Source organism: Candidatus Cloacimonadota bacterium, from assembly GCA_020532355.1.
Taxonomy (GTDB): Bacteria; Cloacimonadota; Cloacimonadia; order Cloacimonadales; family Cloacimonadaceae; genus UBA5456.
Genome location: JAJBBD010000074.1, coordinates 1 through 12,171, shown reverse-complemented (window position 1 = coordinate 12,171; position 12,171 = coordinate 1). Strand labels below are relative to the sequence as shown.

The window sequence follows — 12,171 nt, the reverse complement described above, 5'->3', positions numbered from 1 at the left end:
TACGTAATCCCAAGATCTAAGGGCAATTTCACGATAATGTGTAAAAAACTCTGCCAAGGGGGCGTCTGCGGGAATACTTAAGCCGCGTAGTTTTTCGATCAACGCCGCACATTCTGCTTTGGGAGCGCCAATTTTTTCCATGATTTGTTGATAATCAAGTGCCATCGTTTAAACCTCTATGTGTTATTTATTAGTTTTTGTTCTGTATTGCCCGTAAAGACCTTGCGATGGGCAAAATCCGGAGAATTAAATATCCACCCGGGCATGGAATCTACTTTTTAATGCTGCTCTGCCAAGCGGCGAGATAGCACAGCCAGAGAAGCAAACATATCTACGTATTCTACGATGATATCTGGAGGCACAATGATTTTGTGAGGAGTAAAATTCCAGATGGCTTTGATGCCGCTATGTACCATTATATCTGCAATCAATTGTGCGCTATCTGGCGGAACCGTGATAATGCCAATACGAATCTTTTCCTTCTTTGCCATAGCAGTGAAATCCAATGCCGAATAAACCGGCACGCCATGCACGTTGGTGCCAATTTTTTGGGGATCGTTATCGAAGCCGGCAATTATGCTGAGACCACGCTGAGAAAACTCTTGATATCCTAACAATGCGCTTCCCAAATGGCCAACGCCTACTAACAAACTGGAGGAGGTATCACTCCAATTCAGCAAGTCTTCAATGGCATTTTGTAAATGGCCAATCTGATACCCTGTTTTTGCCGCAGCAATGTTAGTATAAGAGATATCCTTGCGCACAAGTGTTTGATGGATATCCGAAAACACAGATATCTTGGTGGCGGATACTTCTTTCAATCCGGCTTTCTTAAGGCGTTTCAAGACTTCCAAATATTGAGGTAATCGCTTTAAAGTGGAAGTAGGAATCTTTATCATTATTTCCTCCTTACTCCAGCGGGAACAAATGAATGAAGCCGCTAATATTTAAGGTGGAAAGCACTGTCCCCACCAATATTCCCAGTATTATAACCAACTTAAAATAGTCCTGAGCTTTTAGCATGCTTACCATGTCGTGGTTTTTGGATAGATATGCGCTGGCAGCATAGAATTCTTCGCCAATAAGAGTGTAGTCGCAGGTAGTGATGAAAAAGGGAATCTGGGTTACAGCATCTGTGGCGGCAATCTGGAAGGCTCCGGTTTGGTTTCCGGTCTCGGTTAAAAGCAAGGCTTCCGCATTGAAAAAACCCATATAGAAGATGGTTGCAACCCTTTCTCGGACGGTAATACCGTTCACGCCTGCACAGAAGGGAAACTGATCATAACTAATAAAGAAGATATCATTTTGGTTAAAAGAATCCGGTCGCCCCATCTCGCTGTAAGAAGTGGAAACAATCTCCTGAGCAAGAGGCAATACCATATAGTCACAATGGGGATTAATTAAACGGATATCGTATTCGGCAGTCTTTTTTGCTACCTGAGCCAGAATCATCAAACTGGCAATAGTACATACATCTCCCAGTGTGCCCCAGCCGGGAACAAACATCACCGGACGCCCCATCTCTGTGGCGCGTCCAATAGCGTTATCTATTTCCTGCAAACCGGCTATAGGACGGATATACACTTCCTTTTTCTTGGTGATAATAATGGCGTACACAACCAATATCAAAAGTAGAATGGTTGCAAAAAGAGTAAGGATCTTGGTGGTATCAAACCATTGGGATATGGGATAGAACCACTGCTTATCGCCATCACCGGTGTATATATCAGAAACCCTAAAAGCAGCTTTTGTATCTGTGGCAACCAGCTTATAACGATATGAACGTTGCGCTTTTTCACGCCACGAAAGAATAACCTTTAGCCAGGCTTTTTCGTTGGGAGCGGCTTCTGCTTCGATATAGGCGGGATGGTTAATAATAAAGTCATATTCACCTTTCAGTTGCTCCAACTCCATTACCATGTCGGGATTCTCGCCCTCACTTGCGGCAAGTTCGGCCTCGAGTTGGCTTATTTTGGCTTGCTTTTCTTTCAATTCTTTGCTAAAAGCTTCTTTCTGTGGAGGTACATCAAAATAAAAGCCATTTTCGATATCGGCGGCAACTCCCAATCTGGAATTGATGAGGAACCTGTCGGAGGCTTCATCATAACCGGATATAGGTTCATAAACTACATCTTCAAAGGGAATGATGTGATCGTAGGTACGGGTAAGCGCATTAGCACGAATGCCGTTTGAAAAGTCCCAATCTAACTTAGATTGTTGCAACACATCATAATATAACTTGGAAATGTCCACATCATTTACGAAGGTGCTTTGGGGCTGGAAGCGACGGAAGTATTCGTTATATACAACTTGCTGACTAACCACTTCCGGTTCATAGTCTTTACTATGTAGCAACCGCACAGCTATTTCAGCATTGATATGCTTGATATTGGTAAACTCTTTTGGAATGCGATAACTAATCACCTTATCAACATACTTCTCGGTAAAGCTGCCAATCTCACGTCCATCCTTGCTTCTGAAAGTAAATTTGACCTTATCTACAATGTAGTTCTCGTTTTCGGATATCTCGTAATTTAGCTTTATTCTGTCGTGCTTCTTACTTGTATATTCTGCAAGAGTTATATATGCTAAGGGCTTACCAAAAGATATCAGCATATTATCGCCCTTGTCATTGGCTTTATCCATCACTTTGAAGGGTGGAAATTGCGGAAGTGCGCTACTATCTATATGACGATATGTATTGGCACTAACCGCTGCCATTTGACCGGCATAATCCAAATACGATAAAACGGGGACAAACTGCTCTGGATCAAATTCTGAAGCATCAAACTCTATGCTGTTGTAATATGCTGAGCTGTTGCTCATATTGGGCATCTCAAAAATCTGAAACGCAGAGTCCATCCAGTTTTCGGAAAGTGTTTTAGGGGCTAGTAAAACACTTTTTGGTACAAGCCATCCTTGCCAGGCAGCAATATCGGATGCCCCATTAGGCGGTAACCACTCCACGTTGAATAAGCCCTGATCAGTAATATACGCGGCATGCAATATTGCTGTTGCATCTGGTGGATTATCTATGGGTGCAACACTCTGAACCTCTGTTCCTGGAAAAACAAAGCCCCGTTCATCCACTGCGGCAATGCTGTAATAATAAGGAACTCCTTCTTTGGGAAAGGCGTAGATGCCATCCATGTGGGTAAGCTTGAGCCCTGCATAGTGAGTATCATCTTTGATGATGGAGTGGAAGCGTTTGTGTAATATCCGCGCCTTAGTTACCCCCAAGATGTTATACCTATCCAATACTGTGCTTAGAAGCTTTGGATTGAGCGGAAACTTATCGTATAGCGGGCTATTTTCTGGTTGATCCTTCTCCTTACGCAGGCGCATAGGTGAAGTTTCAAACTCTGCTAAGGGCTGATCTCCCGTATCGTAATAATACAAATATGGCGCTAAAACCCCTAAGCGAGAATCCACTTCCAGATAGGTAAGTAAAAACAGAGAATCCGGGCTAACTCCCCGATAGATATTGTATTTAATGATGCGGTTCTCTTTGGAGAGAGGTTTCCATTTAAGAATAACACCGCTGCCGTTGTCATCCGGCAAATCCGATACTTCAAACTCCTCAATTTGTCCTTTGGTAGAACTTGAGGCATTAAGAACTGTGATGCCCAGTATAATCGGCACTATCACAAGCCAGAGTAAAAGAGCTTTTTTCATTATATCCCCGTTAATAAGGGTGTTTCGGTGTGCGGGTTGCCCCGTATGTTCGTAAATACGGATGTCCCGGCACAGATATTAGTCCGTGCCGGGATTTATCCATTATTTATTTGAGGATACCTAAAACATCATTGACCAGGAACTGAATACGCCCGATCAAGAGCGAGATACGAGCCATAACGGTTAAACCGAATGAAGCTCCAAAACCAATCATCATGTACCATTTGCCCACATTCACAAACTTGCCATATATTCCCGAATGAGCTTTCGAGAAGAAGAAATACAAAAGCACAGCTATAGTCCCGATAAGAATGAGCATTAGGTTTACCGATTCCAGTGGCACCATTGCTTGGCGCATCTGCACCAAAATAGCAGCATGGATTCCCATCGGTACGCCCATACCTACCCCCATCATCGAAAAGGCAATTGGATAGCGAGAGAGCCAACCTAACTTGCGTGAAAAACGGAAGAGGTAAAGGATACCCATAATAGCTGGAATGATTAGCACAAACTGATGTTTGATTACGATAGTTTGCCACACATAGGGCACAAACACACGGTTATATGTATAGACCAAGCCATAGCCTAGCGAGATGCCCACAAGCATCTGCTCCGCCGCCTGGTAGAAGGGGTTGTCTTTGTACAGGAAGGAGAATATACACAGAGTGAAAAAAGCTCCAACCAGATTGCTGAATAATTCAAAACTCATTTCATCCTCCTTTTAGTCTTTTGCCGCACGGGCTTTTTGGATAAAGTACCCAATATTTCCCAATACAATGAAGACGATGATCATGATATGGGCAACGCTCTGAGCGTTCATACCAATACGCGCCACCTTGAATTTATATAGGGTATTACGCGTAAGCCGATCGATCTCACGATACATCCTTTCGCCCATTTGAGTGCGCATTTCGGGGGTGATTTCGGTAATATCGATCACAACTTTATCGTCTTCTTTTTTACCCATACTGCTCAGCATAGCCAAGTTTTCCGGGTACTTAGCACTAAATGCGGCAAATTCATTAGGAGTAAACACAGCTCTGGTTTGAGTTGTGATAAGAGATAATTTCTTACTGGCGTCATCTTCCAATATCTCACGCCCGAAGGGACGTCCGGGAAGAATTCTATTACCATCTTCATCATATTCTACACTATAATCAATTACCGGATCGCGATAAGCGGCAAAGATATCCACCAGCTTTTCATACTCGGCAGCACCCTTGAGTCCGGAAAGCATTCCGATAAGCTGACCCGATTGCAGATAAGGATACATATCGGCAGCCATCACGGCGGTTACTCCTACAGCCACATTCAGTCCATATTTCGGTCGCGCATAGGTAATCCACATACCGCCAGCGGAAGAACCGGAGAATTCTATCGCCAAATTCATTTCGCTATAGTTGTTGATGCCTTTCATGATAGGCAGGTTTTCCAGCTTACGTCCTTCGGCATCGGTATTCATGGTATTGGCAATGTTATCACCCATACCCAATACCATTGCGAAGGCTTGAGGTTTGTAGCCAAAGTTACAATAATCTACGCCGCTTTGGATATCTGGAAATTCTTCTTTAACACTATTTATTGCATAGTCGATGATCGGCGCACCAGCCGGGAACCATGTAAGAGTAAAGACTTTCACATTTCGTTCAAAGCAATGTCTAAGAATTGCCACTTCCATCGGAAAAAGTTCAGGCATAGTTGCCGCATCATGATAAAAGCTCATCAATATAGCTCTATCCTCTCTACCGGCAAAACTATCTATCATCTGATATAAATTCTCGGTAGGAGGAGTTGTTACGTTATCCGAATCATACGGAATTGTAAGCGGAATAATAATAGCCAGTGCTACAACGATGTAGATCCAGCGGCGGTCTAGTTTTTGCATTCTTTCAAAAATATTCATTTTTACCTCACCTGGATCAATCACCGCCGCCCAGATAGGAGCGTTCGATGCCTAATAATATCTTTAATGATGTTGCCACTGAGCCAAGACCCACGCCCAACATTATCCCGCGCTTGGATGCCAAGTTCGGAACGTCCAGAATCCATTGCGATATTGTGGGAAGGTGTTTGGATATTTGCACACCCAATGGTACTTGTGCCAACATCACAACAATAGCCGCCAGCAGCAACACGGTCGCTTCCGGGCTACGGGCGCGGAAAGCTTTATACGCAGCAGTAGCCATATAAAAAGCTAAAAGCGAAAACATGGTAGCGCTCATCGGCATTTGCACATTTTCGAACATCCACATAAACAGGCTACCCTTCTGGATTCCACCAATGAAACCCGCCAGACAGGTAATGATAAAACTGGCAAAGAAGAAATAGCTATATTGCCATTTAGGCGCTCTCCGTTTGATTTTGGCAGAGTGCATCATAGTAAGCGAAAGCACACCTAAGAGCATTGCAAATGATGATGATGCATAAGCCCAAGGCAGATAGAACTGATTATAGAATACTTCCTGAAGGACGTAGTGCGGGCTAAATGCCCAGGCAACCCAGATCAGACCTCCAAGAATAACGATTAGTAATGGAATTGTCTTCTTCATTGATATCCTCGTTTATTTCTCTGGCAGCAAAGTGGTTAATCCCGTTATCTCGAAGCTGGATAGTATTGCTCCAACAATCATAATCAACAGGATGAATAACTTGAAGTAATCCTGCGCTTTCAGGGTTCCCAAAAGCATCGGTTCACGATTCAGATAGGCACTCGCAGCATATAGCTCTTCACCAATAAGGGTATAATCGCAAGTGGTGATGAAGAACGGAATCTGCGTAACTGCGTCGGTGCCCGCTATTTGTACGGCTCCAACCGTGTTACCGGTTTCCGTCATCAACAACGCTTCCGCTGCAAAATAACCCAAGAAGAAGTTGGTCGCCATTCGCTCACGAATCATGATACCATTCACGCCTGCCACATAGGCAAACTGAACATTTGTAAGATAGAATACATTGTTTCTATCGTAAGTATCGGGGCGTCCTACCGCATAGTGTGCCTCACGCACAATTTCCTGGGCGATAGGCATGATAATATAGTCATAACAGGGCACAATAAGCTTGGTGTCGTATTCTGCAGCACGGCGTGCCACTAATCCCAAGATGCCCATAGATGCTATAGTTGCCACATCTGAGATGCTTCCGTTACCCATACAGTAAAGCATTGGGCGTCCCATCTCGGTTGCGCGACCTATGGCAATATCGATCTCTTGTAAGCCTGCTATGGGGCGTATATAAAGGTCTTTGCCATGTTTTGCAAAATTAACAAACACAACCACAATGATAACAAACAATAAGGTTGCAAACAGGGTTACCCATTTATTGTTGTCAAACCAGTTTGAAATTGGCGCATGATACACAATTTTGCCATCTTCCATTTCTGGTAAGGATTCCACGAACAAGCCCTTGCTATCGGTTTTTACCACCATGAAAGATTGGCTTCGCATAAAGGCATCGTATGCTTTTAGAACTTCGTTGAGGCGGGCTCGGTTATTCTTGGCGTTTAAGGCATGTAGTACCGTTTCATTTTGTGTATAAGCATTCAATATCCCCTGATAGTGCTCAATTTGAGCTTCAATTTCCGCTAAAACTTGCTCGTCTGCATCTGTTTTTGCCGCTTCCAATTCCGCTAATTTTGATTTGGCTTCGGCAACAGTGCTTTCATGCATCTCTTGGGCGCGATCTTTAAAGATGCTGGTGCGTACCAACACCTCATTATCCGAATCCCAAACAAAATCCACTTCGTGAGACATTAGAGTAACCGGTGTTCTACGTTCTCCGGCAATTAAAGGACGAGCTTTGCGTATCACTCCATCACCTTCTACCAGATGCAAGATAAGTGAATCCCCCTTGGCATAGCTGATACCTTGCACCAGCTTTTGTGCATTAGCACCAAAGGGAATGGAAACATCTAAAGAGTTGTCGAACGAGGTGTTCTTCATCACCAGTCGCCATACCGGTGAATGCATGTATTTACGATACACCACATTGAAGATTTTCGAAACATCCCTGCCGTTACGATATAATGCTTTACCGGGCAAAAGCGCCATCATAGCGGGATTGTATTCCAAATCCTGTTCTATGATATAATCTTGCGGAATTTCAGGTTCACCCGTCATTCTGATGGATACCTTAACTCCTTTTTTAAAATCGTAGCCATTGGGAAGCTTTAAAATGATGCTATCGTCCTGATAGAATTCTTTAATGGTTGAGATCTCACTACCCGTTTCAGGATCTGAGAAAGTAAACCAAATATCATTCACTTGCTGGTTTTCAGTTTTATTGAGCTGATAGTTTACTCGTAAGCGTGTATTCTCCTTATTTAAGGAAGTGGTTTTTACCACAAAAACTATGGGATTATCCCAAACCACCGATAGTCTATCTCCCTTATCGTTAGGTTTATCTTCTACCCAATAATCGGTACGGGGCGGTAAGGCTTGGCTGGTTAGAATGCGAGGTTCAGATAGGGGTGAAAAAGATGAATTGCCATAGCTATCCATCAATTCTAGGGTAAATCTTGCCTCTTTGTAACTGCCAATATCTTCGCCCACTTCCACTTTGGTATAATTCTGTAACACCCCGCCGCCAACCGGACCTTGAGCTACAAGTTTGCCCATGCCTTCCAAAGAAGTAATCTCGGAGGACATCTCGCTCCAGTTTTCTGCCGAAATATTTGCCACCTGCCAAATGCGGTATTGAATTAAGGCACTTTTATATATTGGATAATCCCACTCAAAGCGCAGTTCTTGATCATCTTCCATCAACACGCTGTGCAAAGCGGGGGAAGGATCTGGACGATTGGGCAAAGGAATTCCAGATTGTACCGTAGCATTTGGCAACAAGCGCTGCCTTTCATCCACTGCCACAACAGTATAATAATAGGTCTTACCTGGTTTTAAAAAACCCAATACTGTCTGTTGATTTGCCTTTAAGGCAGCATAGCTTGATATCTCTTCAGCTTCAGGGTCTTCCAATACCTGTTTACTGCGCTTGTAAAAATGACTTCGGTTGGAAAGAGAAATCATTTGGAAATGTTCCAAAAAAGATGCAGTAAATTCAAGATCCCGAGGAGGATGGAGATACAATATCCCATTATCGGGTTGACCTTTCTCCAATTTTAGGCTTCCGGGAAAACTCACATCCGAAAGCTCACTGGCTGAATTGTCATAATAATACATGCGGTCTGAAGCCACACCACTTTTGGGGTTAACTTGAATGGTCTCCAGATAAAACAATTGATCGGGCTTGATCCCTCGGTAAACACGATACTCGATGATGCGTTTGCTGCGATCCAGCGGTTTCCAGGATAGCATCAACCCAGAACCGTCATCGGCCGGAACATCCGACACGCTAAATTCTGCAACCACGTTCTCATCATCAGCTTCCTGCTTTTGCGCCGTTACCATCGATAATCCGAAGATAAAAACTGCAAGCAAGACCAGGATAAGGCGACGCTTGTCTAACCTCATACAGTTCACTCCTATTTGTACATTAAAATACATATCTCATTATCTGTCCAACTGCCACAGAAAGCCCTATTATGTCAAATACTTTTTTCGCTAAAACATAATAAACAGCTTTACTTTGGGGGATAAGAGGAATAGTTTTTTTTCTCATCCCACAATTTCATAGATCTTTTATGTGTAAAAAAGAACACTATTCGAAATCCCCTCTGCTTTATAAGACCGATGAATAATCTGGGTATGGAGTAAAGCCTTATATGCTACAAGTGTATTGGGTGGGCATAGCTACGATAAGAAAATGCCCACCAAACCGAGATCTCGTGCGTAAAAATCTGCTATATGTGGATGGTCAACGGTCTCTTTAAACTTATTCTACGTATGGTTTAAGCAAGGATTATGCTATAGATTAAGGAGAATGATTGCCGGAATCTACGCTAATTATGGCTTAATACATTCAGGAAAGGATAGGATAAGCTGCCCAATTGAAAGATTCTATCTAACCTGATAAGTCTTCTTGAGAAATCTGAACTCCTTGCTTAGATCATGAAGGAAGTATAAATACCAACATATTCAAGGCTTCTTCGCCTTCATCATCCCAAAAATAGAAATTGTGCTTCCGCATCCACGCAAGGTTGCTTTTGAACATACTACTCATCGTTACACTAATGTGCTTGCCTTTGCCAAAAAAGTATTGTAAATATGGCAAATCTTCCTTCAGCTTGGGGTGGGGAGAATCTAAAAAGGTGATGCACCGCTCACCCACTTCACCAATTAAATAGATAGAATTCGGGGTTTTAAACACTTGCGCATGCTGGCGAATAAACTTCAGGCTGCTCACCTTGCTGTGTACAGTATGCCAGTTAAGTGGCAGATACTTTGGGTAGTGCTCAAATATTTCGCAGCCAAAATCTCTAACGAACTCTGGCTTTGAAACTTTGTGAATCCCTCTTTTTTCCATATTGAAAAAACCGTCAACCTGCTGCGAGCCAAGCTTGGAGGTAAGATTTATGCTTTCGGTATTTTTGTAGTAAGTACAAAACTCAAAGCTGAGGGCAGGATTTTGCAGTTTGAGTCCAGAGGCAAAACGCAATAGTTCTTTATTCATGAGCTTAGCCACACCTTTGCCCTGATACTTGTAGTGAACTCTTAAGCCTTCAAACCATATTACTTGATCTGGAAATTGGCTAAGCTTAAGGCAGGCAATCACCTTCCCTTCATATTCGCACACAAAAAACCAGGGCTCGTCAATCCATCTATCTACAATCTTGGGTAAATAGTCGTGCCCTTCCCAAATTCGTTTGGAAATCTCGATCAGATCACCTCTGTCTTTTGGAAGAGCAAGGCGTACAGTACATTTTTCTATTTCAAACATAAGCACTACCACCATATCATTGCACCGCACAAGTCAAGTGAAATTTTGCTATCTCATGCAAACAAGAGTATTAAACCTGAACAATTCTATTGGAGTTCATAAGGCCAATTAAGTTCCTGCTGATATTGAACTTAATAGGCCTCATGGACTTCAAAAGCAGGCGTGTAATAATGCACGGTCTTGAAGTCCAAACCGCCCATAAGATATTATAAAATAAGTGATAGTTAGTATATGCGCTTTGAACTCCAATGCCTCAATTGGGTTGAAAAACAGGGTATAGGCTGGAATCAAATACAAAAAAGGGCTCCCGTTGAGGGGAGCCCAATTGTATCATGCTAAGCCAAAGGCTTATTTCATGAGGATCATTTTCTTGGTTGAGCTGTATTTTCCAGCATTCATTTTGAAGTAATAAATGCCGCTGGATACTGCGCGACCGTTATTATCCTTACCATTCCATATCTCTGTGTAATTTCCGGCAGCCTTCGTGTCGTTTACAAGCTTGCGAACAAGCTGTCCTTTAACGTTGAAGATGTCGATAGATACAGGACCGCTATCTTTTACGCTGTAACTAATAGTGGTTTCAGGATTGAATGGGTTAGGATAGTTACCTTTCAACTGAGTGGTTAACGCAGGTGTTAAACCATCTGGATTGGAGGAAGGACCTGTAATGGTCACATCGTCAATCAATAAGAAGAAGGCATCATTAGATACACAATTGATACCAACATAGATGGACAAACCTTCGTAATCTGCCAGACTATAGGTGTATTCTGTCCATTCGGCGGGAACTTCCACGTAGGTGCCTTCACTAATATAAGTGAAATTAGCAGGATCTGTTCCGGTTTGAGACACTCCAATCTTGAAGCGCTCAAGACCATATGTATCGACGTAGGATTTTGCCCAGAATGTGATCTCGCCGCCACCATTTATTTGCGGAGTAATTATCCAGTCATCATTGGGAGGTTCAGTGGAAGCAAAGCAGGCGGCAAATTTTGCTCCGCCATGAGCTTCTGCACTTGTTACTGGAGGAGTAGTATTGGCTGGATTAAAGATTATGAATGCTTGTGGTGCATAAGCATTCAGCCATGCTGTATTAGTAATACCATAAGTATTAGAACCATCTACGTCTACCAGGGTCCAAGGAGCAAATTCAAGGCTGAAGTCTTCGTAGGTTTCGAAGCCCTCACTCAAGATTATCTCGCTTGGAGGTAGTACGAAGTTGACCGTTGTTATCTGATCGGTTACAACGATGATTCCTTCCTGTGATACAGCGGTATAGTTAGGATGACTTGCTGTAACAGTGTGTGTTCCAGCAGGCATCATGAAGCTATAAGCACCATTGGCGTTAGTAGTAGCAGAATAGTCACCCGAGCTAACGGTTGCGCCACTAATTGCCTGATTTTGCTCGTCACGAACAAATCCGGATATGGTACCAATCTGTGTCATTCTTTCGATTGTATTCGAGAATGCAGAGTTCGAAAGAGCGCCACCGGTATAGATAGCTTTTACAGCCCATCTATACATTCCATCAGGCAGTGTACTCCAATCATCATCCTGGTGCGCCGTGGTTGTAATGGCAGTAGGAGTCAATGCAGTCCATTGTGCTTCGTTAGATTCCTGACCTTGCAGGAGGCGCCATACTTTGTAGCCTTCCATGGCACGGTC

8 protein-coding genes are annotated in these 12,171 nt (G+C 43.1%); all 8 read right to left on the bottom strand.

Translation table 11 applies throughout. The features are described 5' to 3' along the window. Positions 1–278: 278 nt before the first annotated feature. On the bottom strand, positions 279–899 hold the full coding sequence (locus LHW48_02490) for a redox-sensing transcriptional repressor Rex (protein ID MCB5259328.1): 621 nt from the start codon (positions 897–899) through the stop codon (positions 279–281). Positions 900–909: 10 nt separating this feature from the next. Continuing rightward, positions 910–3,675: a hypothetical protein gene (locus LHW48_02485; GenBank protein ID MCB5259327.1), complete on the bottom strand. Its 2,766-nt coding sequence runs from the start codon at positions 3,673–3,675 to the stop codon at positions 910–912. Between the two features lie 106 nt (positions 3,676–3,781). Next, positions 3,782–4,384 (bottom strand): hypothetical protein, encoded by a 603-nt coding sequence (locus LHW48_02480; protein MCB5259326.1) that lies wholly within the window; start codon positions 4,382–4,384, stop codon positions 3,782–3,784. Between the two features lie 12 nt (positions 4,385–4,396). Further along, positions 4,397–5,578 carry a hypothetical protein gene (locus tag LHW48_02475; GenBank protein MCB5259325.1) on the bottom strand — a complete coding sequence of 394 codons (1,182 nt, stop codon included), beginning with the start codon at positions 5,576–5,578 and terminating at the stop codon, positions 4,397–4,399. Between the two features lie 16 nt (positions 5,579–5,594). Beyond that, the gene (locus LHW48_02470; protein MCB5259324.1) at positions 5,595–6,224 is read right to left on the bottom strand and encodes a hypothetical protein; all 630 of its coding nucleotides are present in this window, start codon (positions 6,222–6,224) and stop codon (positions 5,595–5,597) included. A gap of 12 nt (positions 6,225–6,236) precedes the next feature. Further along, a complete protein-coding gene (locus tag LHW48_02465) occupies positions 6,237–9,140 on the bottom strand; it encodes a hypothetical protein (GenBank protein ID MCB5259323.1) in 2,904 nt (967 codons plus the stop codon). A 535-nt stretch (positions 9,141–9,675) separates the two neighbouring features. After that, positions 9,676–10,506 (bottom strand): GNAT family N-acetyltransferase, encoded by an 831-nt coding sequence (locus LHW48_02460; protein ID MCB5259322.1) that lies wholly within the window; start codon positions 10,504–10,506, stop codon positions 9,676–9,678. 348 nt (positions 10,507–10,854) lie between these two features. Continuing rightward, the coding region (locus LHW48_02455) for a choice-of-anchor J domain-containing protein (protein ID MCB5259321.1) at positions 10,855–12,171 on the bottom strand (1,317 nt) is incomplete at its 5' end.